The following is a 21,443-nucleotide window of genomic DNA, read 5'->3' on the forward strand; positions in this document are numbered from 1 at the left end:
ATAAGAAAAGCGTTCAGTCTTAGTGGCTGAACGCTTTTTTCATTTTTAAATGTTTTTTATAAATTTTTTAAACATGTGAGTTTATTCCTTCTTTAACTCACATGTGTACTGAACCCAAAAATCTAAACCTTAATTAGTATATTATTTCAAAGGTTTGTCTCCTGTAATTTTTGGGAGATAAGCCTTTTAATTTTGATTTGATTCTTTCGTTATTATAAAAATCGATATATCGATGAATAGCTTGTTCAAGGTCCTGAAAATCTTTAAATTCTTGGCCATAATACATTTCTTGTTTAAGTAACCCAAAAAAGTTTTCCATAACTGAATTATCTAGACAATTACCTTTTCTAGACATACTTTGAAATATTTTATGGTCTTTTAATAATCTAGTGTATTGTGAATGTTGATAATGCAAGCCTTGATCTGAATGAATCGTTAAACGATGATCTAGGTTTGGACGACGCTTTATCATTTCTTTTAATGGATTGATGACTATATCTAATGTAGGACGACTTGAGATTTTAAAGCTGATAATCTCTGAACTATATAAGTCCATAAAAGGTGATAAATATAATTTCTGACCATTCATTAATTTGAACTCTGTAATATCTGTTACGACTTTTTGAAATGGGAGACTTGTTTTAAATCTACGATTTAATATATTTTGAGCTACTTTACCAACTTTACCTTTAAAGGAACGATACTTACGACCTCTATGTGTGAACTTTGTACAAGTTAGATTATGTTCTTTCATAATTCTTAGTACTTTTTTATGATTTACGATAAGACCTCTATTTCTTAGTGCTTGTGTAACACGACGATAACCATAGGTATGGTTTGATTCTTCACATATTTCTTTTATTACTTGAATCAATGTTTCATCTTTATCAGCTTTACTAAATTTATTTATCCAATAATAGTATACAGATTTAGCTATTTGAGCGACTTTAAATAAGATACTTAATCGTATATTATATGTTTCATTTAGTTCCTTAATGACCTTTACTATTTCTGATTTTTGCTTCCGTAAATGTCGGTCAAGGCTTGTAACTTTTTTTGATAAGCTATACCTGCCTTTAACGTCTCATTTTCATTTCTAAGTCTTTCAAGTTCTTCACGTTCATTTTCATTTAAAGGTAAATTTTTATTATCTGATTTAGATCGTTTTTTAGTCATAGTGTGAGATTGTCCCTTTTGTTTATTATCTATATCAAGACGACACTTTTCATCAAATTGATGTTGCCAATTGGCAATGATAATAGGATTAATAATTCTAAAGTGATTCGCAGTATCTTGATAAGACAACATATTTTCTTGTCTAAATTTTAAAACAGATAATTTAAATTCGCTAGTATAAACAGTATTTCTACTTTTTATTTCTAAACCTTCTTCTCCAAACTCTTTATATTGATTGACCCAAATCCGAAGGATAGACCAACTTGAAATACCATATTTTAAAGCAATTGTTCTATAACTTTGATGTCCTTCTAAATATTCTTTTACAAGTTTTAGTTTGAATTTAAATTCATATTTTTTCCTCATTAGAATGCACCCCAATATTTTGATTTGTTTAGTTCAAATATTTGGGTTCACATCAATGTTTTACAATCTCGTGAGTTTATTAGCTCTTTAACTCACATCTTTAAATGATTTTTATTAATTTATCCCATTCTCTTATACTAAACAAACATGTTTATATACTAAATCAATTAATATAAATCTTAAAACTATCCTACATACTCTCTCACTTTAGATATAGTTTTTATATATTTAGTATAGTCATGATATCTATAGTACACATAATTAGTTTTTACAGATCTTCTGTGCTTACCTCTTGGTTTTGAGTATACTTTTTCTATCCAATATGCTTGCTTAGCTTTGGTTGATACATAATAAGATGCTACTCCAGTCATCACTCCAATAGCAACACCTGCAAAAGAAGCCAAAATTGAAGCTACTAAGGATACTTTGTTTGCTCTTATACTTGTGGAATTTTTAATTTGATAATTAAATTTATACCCAGATCCAGTTTGTAAGGTTTTTATACCTTCCGATTTATGTATACTAGTTGATTGTGTCGTTATATTTTCTTGATTTAACTGAGGTGAAGCAATTTTCTGCGATTCTTTTGTTATAATTTCACTTTCACCAGTCTTTTTATTAAGTACTTTAACATTGTTTTCATCAATTTTTATTACCTCAAACTCAACTTCATTATCTTCATTTTTAGTAATTATTTTATTATTAAGTTGTACTGCTTTTTCTCCATTGTTAAACTCAACTGTATTTCCACTAATCTTTTTGACATCTAACTCATTTCTTACTGCTATATTTTCATTTGCTTCTACTTCAAACGGAGTTATAGCAGTAGTTAACAAAGCAGCAGTTATAGAGCTAATAATCAATTTATCATATTTCATAAATTATACCTCCATTATTTATCTTTTTTCTTATCGAAAAAATCTTTTTTAATTAAAAAATCAAAAATTACAATAATTATTACTACTCCAAAGGGCATAATTATGTATCGAATACTTTTATTTATATCATCGATAGATTCCCCATAAATATTTAAAATAAAATACATTATAAAACAATAAATAATCGCTACTAGTATACCTGTTTTATTTCTCTGTCTTTTTTTTCGCATGATACGCTCCTTTCTTTGTATTTTAGTAAAATTTGGAAATGCATAAATTAATTATAATACTACTTCCAATTTTTGTATATAATAATTTGTCAGAATTTTGAATAAATTGATATTTTTGTCTAAGTATAATACGTAGAATACCTTTCTAATAGCTTAACTTCCTCCTCTTAACAACATTCCAAATAAAAAAACATTCAACCTATGGCTGAACGCTTTTATATTAGTTTTGATTATTATTTTGTTTTTTTTAAGTTTTGATTATTTTCTTGTTTCTGTTTTTTAGATTGTTCTTTAACGACTCTACGTGTAACGATTCTAACTAATTTCATTAATGCTCTTTCTGGTCTCATTTATATATCCTCCTTAGAACATGCATTACTTACATATAACCGTAGAGTCACTTTTTAAACATAAAAAAACGAGACTGGCTTCTTATTCACACATAAGATACGCCTGCCTCGCTTTTAAATATACTTTATTATCCTAAGTTACCAAATTTCACAACGTCACGTGCGATCATAACTTCTTCGTCAGTTGGAATTACAATAACTTTTACTGGTGAATGTGGGTAGTTGATGAACGCTTCTTCTCCACGTAAACCTGTGTTTAAGCGTTGATCCCAATAAACACCCATGAATTCTAATCCTTCTAATACTTTAGCACGAACTGTGTCAGAGTTTTCCCCTACACCAGCTGTAAATACAATTGCATCTAAGCCGTGCATTCTTGTAGCATATGATCCCATGTATTTATGGATTCTAGATGCGAATACATCTAATGCTAATTTAGCACGTTCGTTACCTTCGTTAGCGTCTTGCTCGATATCTCTTAAGTCACTTGATGAACCTGAAATACCAAGTAAACCTGATTCTTTATTAAGGATATTTAATACTTCTTCAGCATTTTTACCAGTTTTCTCCATGATGTATGGAATTAAAGCTGGGTCAAGGTTTCCTGAACGTGTACCCATTGTAACACCTGCTAATGGTGTGAAGCCCATTGAAGTATCAACTGATTTACCACCATCAATTGCAGCAATAGAAGCACCATTACCGATATGACAAGAGATAATTCTTAATTGATCTAATGGACGATCTAATAATTCTGCTGCTCTTTCAGATACATATTTATGACTTGTACCATGGAAACCATATTTACGAATACCGAAATCTTTATAGAAGTTGTAAGGTAAGCTGTATAAATATGATTCTTCTGGCATTGTTTGGTGGAATGATGTATCGAAAACTGCGACGTGTGGGATACTTGGTAATAATTTTCTAAATGCTTTAATACCCATGATGTTTGCAGGATTGTGTAAAGGTGCTAAATCAGTTAATGATTCGATTTTAGCTAATACATCATCAGTAACAAGTGCTGATTCTGGGAATAATTCTCCGCCGTGAACAACACGATGACCAGTACCTTGAATATCATTAATGTCTTCGATAATATTGTGCTCTTTTAAAGCTTCAATCATGATATTTACTGCAACTTCATGATTTTCAATATCTAATGTTTTTGTAATTTTTTCTCCGTTAACCGTAATTGAGAAAATTGAATTTTTCAATCCGATACGCTCGATTAATCCTTTTGTGATAACTTTTTCTTCAGGCATCTCAAATAATTGGAATTTTAAAGATGAGCTACCAGCATTAATTGCTATAATTTTTGTCATTTAGACTTCCTCCTGATAATACTATTCTATACTATTTAAACACTAATACAGTTATGAATCAAGCATTAATACAGTTTATAAAGAATAATTTTCTTTCATCCATTCATCTACTTCTGATAAAAACGTTTGCAATTGAGATTGTGCCTTGAAATCTGGTATATTTGCTAGCAATACTTCAACACTCTTAGTATTTCCAGGGTCTTTCTTCTGTAAAATCAATAGTGATTTACGTGATTGTTCTGTCTTGAACAATGAATTAGGAAAGTTTAAAAATGCTTGCATTTCTGTTTCTGTTGCAATATATTTTTGAAGCTGTTTCACTTCTTCACCTTCAAAGATATTTGTTGATACGATTAAGAATACATAACCACCTGGTCTTGTTGCTGTAACAGCTTGTTCTAATAATAAATAATGACTATAACTATGTCCTTCATCAAAGCCTAATTTCATCTCTTTACTGCGTTCATCAACTGGATAATATCCGACAGGTAAATCGCCGACAATGACATCCGCTTCTTCTAAAGGTAGTGGCATAATAGCATCTTGTGGGTATACATCAAATGGTATTTCTAAGAAGTTAGCTAAATGTATACTTACACGTTGTAATACAGGATCTACTTCAATCAAGTGGTGCATCAATGTCTTATCTTGATTTTGTTCATTGATTGTTGCACTCAAATGTCCTGTACCACTTGCAATATCCACAATATTTAATTCTTTTTTGTTTTTATTAAATAAGTTTACAAGGTAGCTTAAAATAAACCCAATTGAATCTGGCGTCATTTGATGATTGGGTTGAATCACTTCTTCTTTTAATAAACTTAAATAAGCAAATTGGAACGCTTTTCTTCTTTCTTGTAATGTTGATTGTTCTAAAAGATCTCTTTGGTTTGTATAAATGTCTTCCATCGCCAAACCAAGATTCTCTATATAGCTTTGTCCATTCTCGTCGTGGAGGTCTTTACTTTTTACATCAAGTTTTTCAAATAATACTTCCATCATATTCTTTTCTTCAGTCATAATTGCCCTCTTTCGTATAAAAAGCTGTCCACTAAATGGACAGCAGTTTATGGTTGTTAATTAGTCTAAATTTTTAAATGCTTCTAAAGCTTTGTCATAGTCAGGATGGTTTGTACCTTCACTCACTATTTCTGCATAAACAACTTTATTATCTTTGTCCAAAACAAATACTGAACGTGCTAATAAACGAAGTTCTTTCATGATAACACCATAGTTTTCACCAAATGATAAATCACGGTGGTCACTTAATGTAATCACATTATCTAAACCTTCAGCTGCACACCATCTTTTTTGAGCAAATGGTAAGTCGTTAGAAATTGTTAAGACAACGCCATCTTGTTCATTTGCAGCTTCTTCATTAAATTTACGTGTTTGTTGACTACACACGCCTGTATCTAAAGAAGGTACGGCACTAATAAGTTTCTTTTTACCTTCATAGTCTTTTAATGTCTTTTCAGATAGGTCGTTTGCTAATACAGTAAAATCAGGTGCTACTGAACCTACTTTAACTTCCTCACCTAATATTGTAATTGGTTCATTCTTGAATGTAACTTGCGCCATAAAAAAAGCCTCCTTATTCTTGATAAATATATTTTATCATGATTAAAGAGACTTTAAAATTCTTTTGATTATAACTTAATTATCCAATCACATTTTGGAAGTCTTTTCTCATTTGAACATATTTGTTTTTGAGAACGACTGTTTCCCCAAAATAGTCATGAATACCTTTATGTTTTTTCGTAAATGCTACTACAATATATGGAATGCCTAATAATGCACCAGAGATAATTCGCCCGATCCATTCTCTAAATAGAACATCCTTCAATTTGAGCGGTTGTGCATCTTCTCGATAGACACTTAAACCTAAGATCATCTTGCCTAGTGTTGCTTTAAAATAATACGTCATCAACACGAAATATAAATAAAATATTAAGGCACTTGCCATATTTTCAACACTGAAGTATGGCACCCACAGATATGAAGTATTAATACTCGTAAGTGCAAATATCGGACTTAGTACAATACCTTTAAATCCTGCTAAAGCTAAAATATCGATGATATAAGCTAAAAATCGGACCCAGAATCCAGCAAATACGATAGATTTAATATCAGACATATATTTATTGACAGTACGCTCAATTTCACTTTGTTCACGTGTAGTAGCGACTTGTTCATAACTTGTTTCTGTCATTACAATCCCTCCTTATTCACCGTATAAATACATAGGTTGTGGTGATTTATTCGCTTTAATTAAGGCTTCATATTTAGTTATATCATCTAAACCTATCATTGAAGATAATTTACTTTTAACAGCCATTGGGAAGTTTAAGAATCCGCCAGTTGTATCATATGTTACAACTTGTGCATGTTTGGATTTAATGTCACTTCTTAATGCTTTAATAGCATCATCTTCATAACCAATTTCATCAATTAAACCGTTTGATTTAGCTTGTTGTGCAGAATAAATTCTACCATCAGCTAATTTCTTAACTTCTGATTCTGACATATGTCTACCATCTTTAATGACATTTACAAATTGTTTGTAACTATCATCAATGATGGATTGCATGATATCACGTTCTTCTTTCGACATTTCTTTCATTGGGTTCAAGATTTGTTTATGTTTACCTGAAGTTACAGATTCATCTTTCACACCTAAATCATTCGCAAGTTCTGAATAATTAATGCTTGAGATAATAACCCCAAGTGAACCTGTTAATGTTTGTGATCCTGCATAAATTTTGTCAGCTGGTGTTGAGATATAATAGCCACCTGATGCTGCCATATTTTTCATTTGAACATAAACTTTTTTATCTTTAGCTTTAATTTCTTCTAATTTTTTATGTATTTCATCACTTTCATATGTTCCACCACCTGGTGAATTGACAACTAGAAGTACACCTTTAACTTGATCGTCTTTTTTAATTTTATCAAGTTGTTTTAAGAAGGATTGATGATTATATCCTCCACCACTAAATAATGACTCTTGAACACCTGTATCTTGAATGGTACCATCTACTGATAATTTAACAATTTTGCTACTACTATCACTACCAGATACGACAGACTCACTTATGCCATCTGAATCTGTTACTGCTTTTTTCCACGAATCGTCTAAAAATATGCCAACTGTGCTGACAACTATACCACCTACAACTAAAATAGCTGCGATGATTATCGCTATAATTCGTTTAGACATAGTATCATCCTTTCTATTTTAAATATTTACATTTATAATAATAACAGACTTTAATAATAACTGTAACTTTTGGGAGGAACAAATTATGACTTCGTATAAACGTATTTATTTATTTAGTTCAAAAGACCGTGACGTATTAGAAACACGTGAAAAAATCCAGAAAGAAATGGAACCACACGGATTTGAATTTGTTTCAAATTACGATGACGCAGATATTATTGCTTCAGTCGGGGGAGATGGGAGTTTCTTACAAGCTTGTAGAAAAACGAACTTTAATAAAGATAAAGTTTATATTGGTATCAAAACACGACTAGATCAGAATTACTTATATGTTGATTTTAGTATAGATGACATTCCACATTTAATTGAATCTATTGATTCTCATGAAGTAAGTGTCAGAAAATATCCTGTCCTAGAAGTAAACTTGAATAACCAAATGTCTTATATGTGTTTAAATGATTTTTACATTAAATCAAGCGTCATCAAGCCGATGAAGTTGGAAATATACATTGATGACGAATATTTCGAAGCATTCAACGGAGATGGTTTATTAATTTCAACACCAACAGGATCAACTGGATATAACAAATCATTAGACGGCGCAATTATTGACCCTAAAATTAGAAGCATGCAATTAACTGAAATCGCATCACTAAATAACAATAATTTCAGAACAGTGAGTAGTTCGGTAGTATTGGGCGATACAAGAACCCTTAAAATCATTCTTGATAAAGAAGGTAACTATTATCCAATTATGGGACTAGATAATGAAGCATTAAGTATTCAAGAAACAGACTTTATTTCACTTAGAATTCAAGATAAATATATTCGAACATTGAAATTACCTCAGAATTCATTCTGGAGTAAAGTACAAAGAAAATTCTTATAAAATTAAGTAACAACCCATAAATCAAAACCACCCGTTAGGTACTGCACCCCTAAAGTTAGAGTAAAAAAACTAACTTTAGGGGGTGTTTTAATATGACAAAATATAGTGATGAATTTAAGTTGAAAGTTGTAAGAGATTATCTAGATGGCCATTATGGTTATCGAAAATTAGCTAAAAAATATAATATACCTGATAAAATTATTATACGAACATGGGTAAAAGCCTTTCAATCATTCGGTGTAGATGGCATTAAAAAGAAACAGAAAAAGACAGTTTATTCTGTTACATTCAAAATAAATGTATTAAACTATATGAAAAGAACAGGCGATTCCTTCCAAGATACAGCGATTAAATTTGGCCTAAATACCCCATCTATTATTGTGCGATGGAAAAAGATATATGACAAAGAAGGTGTGGAAGGACTCGAAAAGCCGAAAGGACGACCTCCCATGAAAAAGAAGAAACAGAAGAAATCTAATCAAAACCTATCACGAGAAAAAGAGTTAGAGCTAGAAAATGAAAATCTTCGATTAGAGAATGCTTATTTAAAAAAGTTGAACGCTTTTCGAGAGAATCCGAGTGCCTTTCTAGAAAAGCACAAGCAGCAGTGGCATTCGAACTCAAAGAAGAAGGATTCAAATTAAAAGATATCTTAGTAAAGGTTGGTATACCAGAAGCAACCTATCATTACCATGCCAAACAATTACAAAAGGAAGATTTAGATAAAGGTTGGAAGAAAAAGATCATTGAACTTTTTCAAAAACACAACGGTAAATACGGCTATCGTCGTATATATTTAGCTTTGAGAAATCAAGGTTATCTCATTAACCATAAGAAAGTACAACGAATTATGCGAGAACTAGGATTAAAATGTCAAAAATTCACACGTAAATCACGCTATCAATCATACAAAGGTACAGTTGGTAAAGTGGCTGAAAATCGCTTGAATCGTAGATTCCATACATCTATTCGACTTCAAAAATTAGTGACAGATATCACTGAATTTAAATGTGCTGAAGAACAAAAATTATATCTCAGCCCTATTATGGATTTATACAATGGGGAAATCATTTCTTATGGTATATCCAGAAGACCAACATTAGACTTAGTACTTCAATCATTGGATAAAGCAGTTACAATCATTAAGCATGAAGCACCATATCGTACGACGATACATTCTGATCAAGGTTGGCATTATCAGCATAATGCATGGATTAGAAGATTATCGGAACAAAGGATTTATCAAAGTATGTCACGTAAAGCGACGTGTGCGGATAATGCTTCTATGGAGAATTTCTTTGGCATCATGAAGCAGGAAATGTATCATGGAGAAGAACTTGTTAACTATGAAACATTAAAAAGAAGAATTGAGGATTACATCTATTGGTATAACAATGAACGTTTGAAATTAAAATTGGCTGGACGAAGTCCAGTACAATACCGAACTCAATCCAGCCAATTAATAGCATAATGGAAACTCTAACTTTGGGGGGTCACTACCTTAACGGGTGGTTTGTTCTGCGGCTATAAGCCTCTATTACTGACCAGCCCTAAAAGGGCACTGAGAAGATCAGCCAAATGTACTACTTTCCCAGCAACCCTTAAAAGGGTTGTTTTATTTTTTCTTCTTTCGAGTTTCTTCCCCAGTAAAAGGATCTATGTACTCTATCATTGTTAACTATTCTGCTACTATATCCTCTTGTAATTGATTTCTTATATAATTTTCTATCACTTTTTTATTTCTACCAACTGTATCTACATAAAATCCTTTACACCAAAATTTTCTGTTACCATATCTATACTTTAAATGGGCATGTCTATCAAATATCATTAAGCTGCTCTTACCTTTTAAATAACCTACAAATTGAGAAACACTTAACTTTGGTGGAATGCTAACTAACATATGAATATGATCTTTACATGCTTCAGCTTCTATTATTTCTACACCTTTTCTTTCACACAATTGTCTTAAAATAATACCAATATCTCTTTTAATTTTCCCATAAATAATTTGTCTACGATATTTTGGTGCAAACACAATGTGGTACTTACAATTCCATTTTGTATGTGCTAAACTGTTTGTGTCTGATGACATTTAATGCATCTCCTCGTGTTGTTAATTTTGGTTGGCTGACCAAATATTATTCTAGCATGTAGAGATGCATTTTTTAATACAACGGTGAAACCATACTGTACCATACGCATAGCGTATGGTTTTAATTTCACAAATTAAAACACCTTAGCGCATAAACGCTAAGGTGTTTTTTACATAAAGTGACTACTAATATAGTCATATAGATTTTTGAGAATTAACGTTATCGTTACAATAATAAATAATACTTTAACGTAAGATACGCCTTTTTTGATAGCAAATGTAACTCCTAAATATGAACCGATTACCATAGATACTGCCATACTTAATCCATAGATATAATTGACATGTCCTAAAACCATAAATAGCAGTAATGCACCTATGTTAGAAGCAAAGTTTAAAAATTTAGCATTTCCGGCTGCGTGTAAATAATCAAGACCAATCATTAATAAAGCAAATAGGAAGAATGATCCTGTTCCGCCTCCAAGAAATCCATCATAATAACCAATTACCGTTACTCCAATAATAAACAAGATTGCTTTTTTAAGTGACAATTTCTTATATCGATTAATGTCTCCCCAATCTTTCTTTACAATTGAGTATATAGTTACTAGTGCCAGTATAATAATTGCCAATGGCTTTAAATATTCTGGTGGTAAATATGTGGCAGTAATCGCACCAAATATCGAACCTACAAAGGATAATGGAAATAATTTACCTACAATATCGAAATCTACTTTCTTCGCTCTTATAAATTTCATCGCACTCGTAAATGAACCGAATGAACTCGCTAATTTATTTGTACCTAGAGCTGTAGCTGGATCCATTCCCACTGCTAGTAATGCAGGTAAAGAAATTAATCCTCCTCCACCTACAACTGAATCGATAAATGATGCAATTAAACCAAATAAAATAATGATTAATAATATATTTAAATCAAACTCCATATGGATATCTCCTCTACTTTAATGATAACGACATCCCAACGTTCGTATTAAAGTAGTTCATCCATCCATTCGTCTTTTTGTTGATTCAAATCATCATGCTTAGAAATTGTAAGTGTTTCTACATTTTTAACCGCTTCATCAATTAGTGGACCAAAATCAAATTTAGATTCAAAATATTCCACTTTTTCTAGTTTAGGATTTGTCTTCGGATTTTTTGGTGTGAAAATCGTACAACAATCCTCAAATGGTTGAATTGATAAATCAAATGTATTAATTGCTTTCGCCTTTTTAACAATATCTTCTTTATCAAATGTAAGTAACGGACGTAAAATAGGCATTGATGTTACACTGTTAATGGCATACATACTACCTAATGTTTGACTTGCTACTTGTCCTAAGTTCTCACCATTTACAATTGCATGTGCACCGATTTCATGTGCTACTTTCTCAGTAACTCTTAACATCATTCTTCTTGTACTTGTCATTGTAAAGCTTTCTTCAACGACTTTATGAATTTGCTTTTGAAGTTCTGTAAAAGGTACAATATGCAATTTGATATCGCCTGTTAAGTGTGCAAGTTGTTTTGTTAAATCGATTACTTTTTGTTTAGCTTGTTCACTTGTATATGGCGGACTATGAAAATGAATAGCTTCAATTGTCACGCCTCGTTTCATCACTTCCATACCTGCTACTGGTGAATCTATTCCACCTGAAAGCATAAGTAATGTTTTACCACCAGTTCCTACAGGTAATCCACCAGCGCCTTCAAGTACACGATTGTACATATAAATAGCGTCTTTACGAACTTCTACTTTAATTTTATGATCTGGATGTTTAACATTTACTATAATGTGATCAGTATTTTGAAGTACATACCCACCTAACTCTTGTTGCAATTGAAAAGTATCAAGTTCAAACGTTTTATCTGCACGTTTGACGTCAATTTTAAATGTGTCTCCCTCTTTAAAATCATGCGCAAACTTTAAAGCGACTTCTTTCATTAAATCTAAATCTTTTTCAATTCGAACTACTGGACTTACAGAGTGTACGCCAAACACAGTTTGAATTCTGCTTATCATTTCTTCAATGTCAGAACCTTCGTGTACATAGATATACATACGGTCACGATTTGCACGTACTTTATAACCTTGAAGTGGCATTAATCGACTTTTGATATTTGCTTTTAATTTATTCACAAACATATTTCTATTACCTGTTTTTAAAGTCAGCTCTCCGTATCTCACTAATATGTGATCATAATTCATATTTTATTAACTCCTTTACCTCTTTATATACTTTATCAAAGGCATCTTTAAAACGTTCTATTTGTTCATTCGTTAAATCTGGTGCAATACTTATTCTTATACTTCCTTCAATAACAAGGTTACTTAATCCCATTGCTTTTAACGTTTCATTATGAGAACTTTTCTTTGAAGAACATGCACTCGTTGTAGACAAATAAATTTCAAATTTAGAAAATGCATTGACTAATACTTCACCTTTAACACCTGGAAAAGAAATATTTAATATATATGGTGCTGCATCGATTGGTGAATTAACCAAGACACCTTTATATTGTTCTACAAAAGCTCTAATTTCTTTACCTCTTTGACTTAATACTTGAGCATTATCTTCCATACGATCGTTCATTATTCTCATCGCTTTTGCTAATGCAATATTGACAGGTGCATTAACTGTACCGCTTCTTAAGCCTTGCTCTTGTCCGCCACCAAATATAATCTGTTTAATCGATTTAATTTGTTTAATCGCCAAAATACCTGAACCTTTTAATCCGTGGAATTTATGTGCGCTTAAACTATAACTATCTGCTAAATTAATATCTAAAGGTATTTTCCCAAAACCTTGTACGCCATCTAGATGAAAATGTACTTTAGGATATTCTTCTAAAATTCGACTAATTTCTTCAATCGGTTGAATTTGCCCCATTACATTATTGACATGCATGCATGTAACAAGTACAACATCATCGTTAAGCAATTCTTGTAAAGATGATATATCTAATTTCCCATCATTCGTCGTTTTAATATATTTTAAATTAAAACCTTCGTCCTCTAATCCTCTCATCGTTTCAAGAACTGACGGATGTTCCATTTTAGTTGTAAGGATTGTATTACCAAATCTCTTTTTCGCTTTGGCCATCCCTTGAAGTGCGATATTATTCGATTCGGTAGCACCACTTGTAAATATAATATTGAATGGATCTTTTAAATTTAAATATTGTTTAATATTTTCTCTTGCTTTATCAAGTAAATGAGCAATCTTTATGCCGGCTGAATGAGGACTATTTGGATTAAAAAAGTATTGTTGATTCATTTGTGTATATGTTTGGATAACGTCCTCATTAGGCTTTGTCGTTGCAGCATTATCAAGATATATCATACTGTCACCTCTTTTTTTCATTATATAATGATACCACAAGTCATTTCGTATAGATATACTAATTGACTTAGAAAAAACATCTATGAACTCAGAAAATCAAAACCACTCGTTTAACGGGTGGTTTGTTCTGCGGCTATAAGCCTCTATTACTGACCAGCCCTAAAAGGGCACTGAGAAGATCAGCCAAATGTACTACTTTCCCAGCAACCCTTAAAAGGGTTGTTTTATTTTTTCTTCTTTCGAGTTTCTTCCCCAGTAAAAGGATCTATGTACTCTATCATTGTTAACTGTTCTGCTACTATATCCTCTTGTAATTGATTTCTTATATAATTTTCTATCACTTTTTTATTTCTACCAACTGTATCTACATAAAATCCTTTACACCAAAATTTTCTGTTACCATATCTATACTTTAAATGGGCATGTCTATCAAATATCATTAAGCTGCTCTTACCTTTTAAATAACCTACAAATTGAGAAACACTTAACTTTGGTGGAATGCTAACTAACATATGAATATGATCTTTACATGCTTCAGCTTCTATTATTTCTACACCTTTTCTTTCACACAATTGTCTTAAAATAATACCAATATCTCTTTTAATTTTCCCATAAATAATTTGTCTACGATATTTTGGTGCAAACACAATGTGGTACTTACAATTCCATTTTGTATGTGCTAAACTGTTTGTGTCTGATGACATTTAATGCATCTCCTCGTGTTGTTAATTTTGGTTGGCTGACCAAATATTATTCTAGCATGTAAAGATGCATTTTTTAATACAACGGTGAAACCATACTGTACCATACGCATAGCGTATGGTTTTAATTTCACAAATAAATAAAGGCAAAGACATTTACCATGTCTTTGCCTTTAAAACGTTCTTATCGTTTATTTACATCTTCTTCTATTTTTTCACTGATACCCGGCTCTACTTTTTCAAGCGCTGCTTCAGCTATTTCAATAGCACGTTTATATCTATTGTTAGCAAACAGTCTTTCTGCTTCATTAAGACTCTTATTCAGTTCATTATTTTCTTTTCTGTATCTATTACCATATTGAATTAATGTTTCAGCATGAACAGCATTAATAAGTACATCTGTTGTTTCATCTTCAAATTTATTCATTTGAAGTACAATGTTACTTACTTTATCTTTCACATATTGTACATTAATAGGTCTTTGACTAAAGATTTTATTTACTTCACGGATTTCGTGATCAATTTCATTTTTCATAATGATAAATCTTTCAGGTACACTTGGTAAATTAGATGCTAATAAATTTCTATATATTTCTTCTTTCTTAGATTGAACACGTAATGTATTTTGTTGAGCTGTAGCTTCGTCTTCTCTAAGAGAAACTAAATGATTTTGTATTTTTTGTTGGTTATCATTAATTACTTTAACATGTTCTTCTATATATAGTAGATTATCTTCAACTTCACTATAGCGTACATTTGTTTTAGCCATTTCACCTAAAATTTCATCGTATACACTGATTAAGTTTTGAATTTCATTCTCATACTGTCTTACTTTATGTACATCTTCTTCAGAAATATAATAGTTCTCTTTAACATATTCAATTTCAGTTTGAAGTGTGTAGTTCATATCTTTAGCATGGAATAATTCATCTGTAATAATTTCTTTAGATTGTTCGACAGTATTTTTAGATTTTACTTCATGTTCGATTAAATCATACATATCATCTAAAGCATCATTAATTTCATTAATAATACTTTCAGCTTTCGTTAATTCTAATCTTCCAATCAATGGTTCAACTAAATTTAATTTGCCACGTAAAGTTTGAAGCGTCCCTTCTACTTTAACGTGTTCAAGGTTATAACCTTCAACTTTCAAATCTCTACATCCGAATTTCAAGTCTTGGAATTGACCTGGTAATTCTTTTTGTACATCTTTGATCAATAATGGAATTTCCTCCATATCTTCTTGCATACGTTTCATATCCGTATTCAGTTGATCGATATGACCACTTGCTTTAATGTAGTGTCCATCTTCAACAAGTTCTTCATATTGTTCAATTCTAGGTAGAAAAGCTTCGATGTTTTTTTCGATTAGTTCAGCAGCATCCCCAAACTGGTGTCTATTCGCTAATACTTCTCTCTTCGTTTCTCTATAAATCTGTTTAGATTCATCGTATAGTTTGTCGCTTGTTTCCACTGTTGTCATTAATTCTGTAACACTCTGAGTTAAGCGCATATATTTCTTTTCTATACCATCCATTATTTTGTTAGCATCAGCAATACTTTCTTCTGATTGTGAGAACTTAAATTTATCAAGTTCTGCATCAGCATCATGAATTTTTGCATCTACAACTTTTAAATCTTCTTGTAAAACAGTTTGCCATTCTCTTTTAAATTGGTCATACTTGTCTTTAGCTTCACCATGGATATTTAATTTTTTAAGCTTCGCTAATTCATCTTGAAAAGGTAATTGCTTAATTTTTTGCTTACGCTGCTCAGTCTCAGTAATCAAATTTCGCTTTGATGTACGCAACCATAACATTATACCAATACCAATTAATATAATGATTATAACTGCAAGTGTTATATAAATTGCCATTATGTATTCTCCTCCTAAATCGTTCTCTTTATTATAACGTAAAATATATTTCCAACAAACCTTTTTCTATGCAAAACATATTCAAAATCATAAAATAGTAATATAATTCAAATAAATATTGAAATGAGGAATAAAAATGTCAGAACAACAACTAGATTATTCATTACTCAACCGCCAATTAGATGGTTTATTATCAGGAGAACAAGATTTAATTGCTAATTTAAGTAATGCATCTGCGTTCATCAACCAATTCTTACCAAACATTAATTGGGTTGGGTTTTATCTTATTAAAAATAATGCCTTAAAACTTGGTCCATTTCAAGGATTACCAGCTTGTGTAGACATTGAAATTGGTAAAGGGGTTTGTGGAACAGCTGTTGCCGAAAAGCAATCACAACTTGTTGAAGATGTTAATCAATTCCCTGGGCATATTGCATGTGATGCGAATAGCCAATCAGAAATCGTTATACCTATATACTATAACAAAGAAATCATCGGTGTGTTAGATATAGATGCACCTGTTAAATCAAGATTTGATCGAACTGATCTTGAAGGGTTAGAATTATTTGTCAAAACGCTAGAAAAGCATATCCATCTTTAAAATATAAATTGACATGAACAAAACAAAAATGTATAATAGCTTTTGTGTGAATTAACGAAAGTAGCAGTTAAATATTATAAGGCTCTATGTTATTCCCAAAGAAGGCGTGTTGTGTAACCGCGGCTGCAAGGTGAAGGCACACAAATATAACATATCCCTATGAGCATTTAACATTCTTTCTTGTTTCTTCATAACAATCAAACAAGAAAAAGGAGGAACTTCAAAATGGCAAGATTTAGAGGTTCAAACTGGAAAAAATCACGTCGTTTAGGTATTTCATTAAGCGGCACAGGTAAAGAATTAGAAAAACGTCCTTACGTACCAGGACAACACGGTCCAACTCAACGTAAAAAATTATCTGAGTATGGTCTTCAATTGCAAGAGAAACAAAAATTACGTTACATGTACGGAATCAACGAACGTCAATTCCGCACTATTTTCGATAAAGCTGGTAACATGAAAGGTATCCACGGTGATAACTTCATGGCACTATTAGCTTCACGTTTAGACGCAGTAGTTTACCAATTAGGTTTAGCTCGTACTCGTCGTCAAGCACGTCAATTAGTTAACCATGGTCACGTAACTGTAGATGGCGCTCGTGTTGATATCCCATCTTACACTTTAAAACCTGGTCAAACTATCGGTGTTCGTGAAAAATCACAAAAATTAAACATCGTATTAGAATCAGTTGAATTAAGTCATCACGTTCCTGATTACTTATCATTCGATGCTGACAAATTAGAAGGTACTTTCGTACGCGTTCCAGAACGTAGCGAATTATCTGCTGAAATCAATGAACAATTAATCGTTGAGTACTACTCTCGTTAATCTTTGTTCAACAAAACCACTTTCATTTCGAAAGTGGTTTTTTTATTTTGTGAAATTAAAACCATACGCTATGCGTATGGTACAGTATGGTTTCACCGTTGTATTAAAAAATGCATCTCTACATGCTAGAATAATATTTGGTCAGCCAACCAAAATTAACAACACGAGGAGATGCATTAAATGTCATCAGACACAAACAGTTTAGCACATACAAAATGGAATTGTAAGTACCACATTGTGTTTGCACCAAAATATCGTAGACAAATTATTTATGGGAAAATTAAAAGAGATATTGGTATTATTTTAAGACAATTGTGTGAAAGAAAAGGTGTAGAAATAATAGAAGCTGAAGCATGTAAAGATCATATTCATATGTTAGTTAGCATTCCACCAAAGTTAAGTGTTTCTCAATTTGTAGGTTATTTAAAAGGTAAGAGCAGCTTAATGATATTTGATAGACATGCCCATTTAAAGTATAGATATGGTAACAGAAAATTTTGGTGTAAAGGATTTTATGTAGATACAGTTGGTAGAAATAAAAAAGTGATAGAAAATTATATAAGAAATCAATTACAAGAGGATATAGTAGCAGAATAGTTAACAATGATAGAGTACATAGATCCTTTTACTGGGGAAGAAACTCGAAAGAAGAAAAAATAAAACAACCCTTTTAAGGGTTGCTGGGAAAGTAGTACATTTGGCTGATCTTCTCAGTGCCCTTTTAGGGCTGGTCAGTAATAGAGGCTTATAGCCGCAGAACAAACCACCCGTTAAGGTAGTGACCCCCCAAAGTTAGAGTTTCCATTATGCTATTAATTGGCTGGATTGAGTTCGGTATTGTACTGGACTTCGTCCAGCCAATTTTAATTTCAAACGTTCATTGTTATACCAATAGATGTAATCCTCAATTCTTCTTTTTAATGTTTCATAGTTAACAAGTTCTTCTCCATGATACATTTCCTGCTTCATGATGCCAAAGAAATTCTCCATAGAAGCATTATCCGCACACGTCGCTTTACGTGACATACTTTGATAAATCCTTTGTTCCGATAATCTTCTAATCCATGCATTATGCTGATAATGCCAACCTTGATCAGAATGTATCGTCGTACGATATGGTGCTTCATGCTTAATGATTGTAACTGCTTTATCCAATGATTGAAGTACTAAGTCTAATGTTGGTCTTCTGGATATACCATAAGAAATGATTTCCCCATTGTATAAATCCATAATAGGGCTGAGATATAATTTTTGTTCTTCAGCACATTTAAATTCAGTGATATCTGTCACTAATTTTTGAAGTCGAATAGATGTATGGAATCTACGATTCAAGCGATTTTCAGCCACTTTACCAACTGTACCTTTGTATGATTGATAGCGTGATTTACGTGTGAATTTTTGACATTTTAATCCTAGTTCTCGCATAATTCGTTGTACTTTCTTATGGTTAATGAGATAACCTTGATTTCTCAAAGCTAAATATATACGACGATAGCCGTATTTACCGTTGTGTTTTTGAAAAAGTTCAATGATCTTTTTCTTCCAACCTTTATCTAAATCTTCCTTTTGTAATTGTTTGGCATGGTAATGATAGGTTGCTTCTGGTATACCAACCTTTACTAAGATATCTTTTAATTTGAATCCTTCTTCTTTGAGTTCGAATGCCACTGCTGCTTGTGCTTTTCTAGAAAGGCACTCGGATTCTCTCGAAAAGCGTTCAACTTTTTTAAATAAGCATTCTCTAATCGAAGATTTTCATTTTCTAGCTCTAACTCTTTTTCTCGTGATAGGTTTTGATTAGATTTCTTCTGTTTCTTCTTTTTCATGGGAGGTCGTCCTTTCGGCTTTTCGAGTCCTTCCACACCTTCTTTGTCATATATCTTTTTCCATCGCACAATAATAGATGGGGTATTTAGGCCAAATTTAATCGCTGTATCTTGGAAGGAATCGCCTGTTCTTTTCATATAGTTTAATACATTTATTTTGAATGTAACAGAATAAACTGTCTTTTTCTGTTTCTTTTTAATGCCATCTACACCGAATGATTGAAAGGCTTTTACCCATGTTCGTATAATAATTTTATCAGGTATATTATATTTTTTAGCTAATTTTCGATAACCATAATGGCCATCTAGATAATCTCTTACAACTTTCAACTTAAATTCATCACTATATTTTGTCATATTAAAACACCCCCTAAAGTTAGTTTTTTTACTCTAACTTTAGGGGTGCAGTACCTAAACGGGTGGTTTTGATTTATAATTTATGACTTCATCCATTCATCTAATAAATGTGCATAATCCGATATTAAACCATCAACACCCAAATCTAACATTTTTTGAGCCGTATGTTTATCATTAATTGTATATGGTAATACCTTAAGTTGCGATGCATGTGCTGACTTTACAAATTTTCTCGTGACAATTTTATAATTCGGATTAATATAGTTTGCATACTCCCCTATTTTGTTAATTTCCCTTTTACTTATAAATCGGTCTTTCTTCTTAATCAATACACCTAATTCTATTTCAGGCCATAAAGTATTTATTTTTTGAATTGAATTTCTATTAAATGACTGAATCATAATTTGATTATACGAAATATCATGTTGTTTGATCATAGAGATGATATCCTCTTCAATATTTGGATAGTTTTCGGGTTGCTTGATTTCTATAAGTAGCTTTAAATGTGTGTCTTTTATTAATTTAAGTACATCTTGAAATAACGGAATTTGCTCACCAATATATGCTTGCCCTTTCCATTTACCAACATCATACTTTTTCAATGTTTCGTATGTTAATTTTCTGATGACCCCTTTTTCTTGTGAAGTACGTTTCGTCGTTGGATCATGAATAACAACGAGTTCACCATCAATCGTTCTATGTATATCTATTTCAAGAACATCTATATTGAATTCTATTGCATGTTTAAAAGAAATCATTGTATTTTCTGGTGCTAACGATGGAACACCTCTATGTGCAACTTTTAATTTGCAATTTTGATTATTCACATTCATTGTCTACTCCTTTAAAATCAGTCATACTATAGATTATACCCAAATATTTTTAATTATAGAAAGGAACATGAATATGACAACACATATTTTTAATTTAAAAGGAACGTGGACTAAAGGCAGAAATGCTTCTGGCCATATTACAACTGATAATTTATCTACTCGCGTATCAATCCCTGAAGTAATGGATGGACCAGAAATCGGTACAAATCCAGACGAGATGCTACTAGGTGCAGCTTCAACTTGCTATATGATTACATTGGCAGCAATGATTGAACGCTCTGAAATTGATATCGAAAGAATCGAAGTGGATTCTAAAGGTCATGTTGATTTCGAAGATGGTGTGATCACTTATAAAAAAATAGAACATTTCCCTATTATTTATTTATCTGAAGAACCAGATGAAAATTTACAAAAAAGATTAAACAGACTTGTTCAAAAAGCAGAAGAATCTTGTATGATAACACGTGCTTTAGCTGGTAATGTTCAAGTTGTAGCAACAGGTGAAATAAGATTTTAGTAATGAAAGCGTTTTAATCAGAATTTTC

General features: G+C 31.7%; 23 protein-coding genes and 2 pseudogenes. 7 read left to right on the top strand and 18 right to left on the bottom strand.

What is annotated here, in order from left to right; all coding sequences use genetic code 11:
• Window positions 1-133: 133 nt before the first annotated feature.
• The 9 genes from MUA60_RS08990 to sppA form a co-directional block, all read right to left on the bottom strand.
• Window positions 134-1,009, bottom strand: a complete 876-nt coding sequence (locus MUA60_RS08990) for an IS3 family transposase (protein ID WP_316964815.1) — start codon at window positions 1,007-1,009, stop codon at window positions 134-136.
• Window positions 1,006-1,542, bottom strand: coding sequence for a helix-turn-helix domain-containing protein (locus MUA60_RS08995; RefSeq protein ID WP_262647971.1), 537 nt, complete (start codon window positions 1,540-1,542; stop codon window positions 1,006-1,008). The genes MUA60_RS08990 and MUA60_RS08995 overlap by 4 nt, the downstream gene beginning before the upstream one ends.
• A 185-nt stretch (window positions 1,543-1,727) precedes the next feature.
• Window positions 1,728-2,420 (bottom strand): hypothetical protein, encoded by a 693-nt coding sequence (locus MUA60_RS09000; RefSeq protein ID WP_243559869.1) that lies wholly within the window; start codon window positions 2,418-2,420, stop codon window positions 1,728-1,730.
• A gap of 14 nt (window positions 2,421-2,434) precedes the next feature.
• Window positions 2,435-2,650, bottom strand: a complete 216-nt coding sequence (locus tag MUA60_RS09005) for a hypothetical protein (protein WP_243559867.1) — start codon at window positions 2,648-2,650, stop codon at window positions 2,435-2,437.
• Window positions 2,651-3,128: 478 nt separating this feature from the next.
• Window positions 3,129-4,325 (bottom strand): acetate kinase, encoded by a 1,197-nt coding sequence (locus tag MUA60_RS09010; protein ID WP_243560413.1) that lies wholly within the window; start codon window positions 4,323-4,325, stop codon window positions 3,129-3,131.
• Window positions 4,326-4,400: 75 nt separating this feature from the next.
• Window positions 4,401-5,345 (bottom strand): class I SAM-dependent methyltransferase, encoded by a 945-nt coding sequence (locus MUA60_RS09015; RefSeq protein WP_262647972.1) that lies wholly within the window; start codon window positions 5,343-5,345, stop codon window positions 4,401-4,403.
• A gap of 60 nt (window positions 5,346-5,405) precedes the next feature.
• The gene (gene tpx, locus MUA60_RS09020; RefSeq protein WP_025905504.1) at window positions 5,406-5,906 is read right to left on the bottom strand and encodes a thiol peroxidase; all 501 of its coding nucleotides are present in this window, start codon (window positions 5,904-5,906) and stop codon (window positions 5,406-5,408) included.
• Window positions 5,907-5,985: 79 nt separating this feature from the next.
• Window positions 5,986-6,537 carry an RDD family protein gene (locus tag MUA60_RS09025; protein ID WP_025905505.1) on the bottom strand — a complete coding sequence of 184 codons (552 nt, stop codon included), beginning with the start codon at window positions 6,535-6,537 and terminating at the stop codon, window positions 5,986-5,988.
• 12 nt (window positions 6,538-6,549) lie between these two features.
• A complete protein-coding gene (gene sppA / locus MUA60_RS09030; RefSeq protein WP_262647973.1) occupies window positions 6,550-7,545 on the bottom strand; it encodes a signal peptide peptidase SppA in 996 nt (331 codons plus the stop codon).
• Window positions 7,546-7,630: 85 nt separating this feature from the next.
• Between sppA and MUA60_RS09035 the strand changes: the two genes are divergently transcribed.
• The 3 genes from MUA60_RS09035 (at window position 7,631) to MUA60_RS09045 (ending at window position 9,905) form a co-directional block, all read left to right on the top strand.
• Window positions 7,631-8,434 carry an NAD kinase gene (locus tag MUA60_RS09035; protein ID WP_262647974.1) on the top strand — a complete coding sequence of 268 codons (804 nt, stop codon included), beginning with the start codon at window positions 7,631-7,633 and terminating at the stop codon, window positions 8,432-8,434.
• Between the two features lie 92 nt (window positions 8,435-8,526).
• Entirely contained in the window at window positions 8,527-9,078 is a 552-nt protein-coding gene (locus MUA60_RS09040; RefSeq protein WP_025907016.1) for a helix-turn-helix domain-containing protein, read from the top strand.
• Window positions 9,042-9,905 (top strand): IS3 family transposase, encoded by an 864-nt coding sequence (locus MUA60_RS09045; protein ID WP_103361549.1) that lies wholly within the window; start codon window positions 9,042-9,044, stop codon window positions 9,903-9,905. The genes MUA60_RS09040 and MUA60_RS09045 overlap by 37 nt, the downstream gene beginning before the upstream one ends.
• 210 nt (window positions 9,906-10,115) lie before the next feature.
• Here the strand turns inward: MUA60_RS09045 and tnpA (MUA60_RS09050) are convergent.
• From tnpA (MUA60_RS09050) to ezrA, 6 genes and pseudogenes are all read right to left on the bottom strand, one after another.
• Window positions 10,116-10,529 (bottom strand): annotated as a pseudogene (tnpA, locus tag MUA60_RS09050) (IS200/IS605 family transposase); the annotation flags it as partial.
• Between the two features lie 170 nt (window positions 10,530-10,699).
• A complete protein-coding gene (locus tag MUA60_RS09055; RefSeq protein WP_262647975.1) occupies window positions 10,700-11,473 on the bottom strand; it encodes a sulfite exporter TauE/SafE family protein in 774 nt (257 codons plus the stop codon).
• A 47-nt stretch (window positions 11,474-11,520) separates the two neighbouring features.
• On the bottom strand, window positions 11,521-12,738 hold the full coding sequence (gene thiI, locus MUA60_RS09060) for a tRNA uracil 4-sulfurtransferase ThiI (protein ID WP_262647976.1): 1,218 nt from the start codon (window positions 12,736-12,738) through the stop codon (window positions 11,521-11,523).
• The gene (locus MUA60_RS09065) at window positions 12,728-13,873 is read right to left on the bottom strand and encodes a cysteine desulfurase family protein (protein ID WP_262647977.1); all 1,146 of its coding nucleotides are present in this window, start codon (window positions 13,871-13,873) and stop codon (window positions 12,728-12,730) included. The genes thiI and MUA60_RS09065 overlap by 11 nt, the downstream gene beginning before the upstream one ends.
• A 224-nt stretch (window positions 13,874-14,097) precedes the next feature.
• Window positions 14,098-14,577: an IS200/IS605 family transposase gene (tnpA, locus tag MUA60_RS09070; RefSeq protein ID WP_103362102.1), complete on the bottom strand. Its 480-nt coding sequence runs from the start codon at window positions 14,575-14,577 to the stop codon at window positions 14,098-14,100.
• 181 nt (window positions 14,578-14,758) lie between these two features.
• Window positions 14,759-16,453 (bottom strand): septation ring formation regulator EzrA, encoded by a 1,695-nt coding sequence (gene ezrA, locus MUA60_RS09075; protein ID WP_262647978.1) that lies wholly within the window; start codon window positions 16,451-16,453, stop codon window positions 14,759-14,761.
• 136 nt (window positions 16,454-16,589) lie between these two features.
• On the opposite strand from ezrA, the gene MUA60_RS09080 reads away from it, so the two are divergent.
• The 3 genes and pseudogenes from MUA60_RS09080 to tnpA (MUA60_RS09090) form a co-directional block, all read left to right on the top strand.
• Window positions 16,590-17,054 (top strand): GAF domain-containing protein, encoded by a 465-nt coding sequence (locus MUA60_RS09080; protein ID WP_262647979.1) that lies wholly within the window; start codon window positions 16,590-16,592, stop codon window positions 17,052-17,054.
• A gap of 225 nt (window positions 17,055-17,279) precedes the next feature.
• Window positions 17,280-17,882, top strand: a complete 603-nt coding sequence (gene rpsD, locus MUA60_RS09085; RefSeq protein ID WP_262647980.1) for a 30S ribosomal protein S4 — start codon at window positions 17,280-17,282, stop codon at window positions 17,880-17,882.
• 180 nt (window positions 17,883-18,062) lie between these two features.
• Window positions 18,063-18,476 (top strand): annotated as a pseudogene (tnpA, locus tag MUA60_RS09090) (IS200/IS605 family transposase); the annotation flags it as partial.
• A 210-nt stretch (window positions 18,477-18,686) separates the two neighbouring features.
• Here the strand turns inward: tnpA (MUA60_RS09090) and MUA60_RS09095 are convergent.
• From MUA60_RS09095 to MUA60_RS09105, 3 genes are all read right to left on the bottom strand, one after another.
• Window positions 18,687-19,550, bottom strand: coding sequence for an IS3 family transposase (locus tag MUA60_RS09095; RefSeq protein ID WP_103361549.1), 864 nt, complete (start codon window positions 19,548-19,550; stop codon window positions 18,687-18,689).
• A complete protein-coding gene (locus MUA60_RS09100) occupies window positions 19,514-20,065 on the bottom strand; it encodes a helix-turn-helix domain-containing protein (RefSeq protein WP_025907016.1) in 552 nt (183 codons plus the stop codon). Before MUA60_RS09100 ends, MUA60_RS09095 begins: the two co-directional genes overlap by 37 nt.
• A gap of 80 nt (window positions 20,066-20,145) precedes the next feature.
• Window positions 20,146-20,898, bottom strand: coding sequence for a glycerophosphodiester phosphodiesterase (locus tag MUA60_RS09105; protein ID WP_262647981.1), 753 nt, complete (start codon window positions 20,896-20,898; stop codon window positions 20,146-20,148).
• Window positions 20,899-20,971: 73 nt separating this feature from the next.
• Here MUA60_RS09105 and MUA60_RS09110 point away from each other — a divergent pair, with 73 nt between their 5' ends.
• Window positions 20,972-21,415, top strand: coding sequence for an SACOL1771 family peroxiredoxin (locus MUA60_RS09110; protein ID WP_037588539.1), 444 nt, complete (start codon window positions 20,972-20,974; stop codon window positions 21,413-21,415).
• The last annotated feature ends 28 nt before the right edge of the window (window positions 21,416-21,443 follow it).

The organism is Mammaliicoccus sciuri (genome assembly GCF_025561425.1).
Lineage (GTDB): Bacteria > Bacillota > Bacilli > Staphylococcales > Staphylococcaceae > Mammaliicoccus > Mammaliicoccus sciuri_A.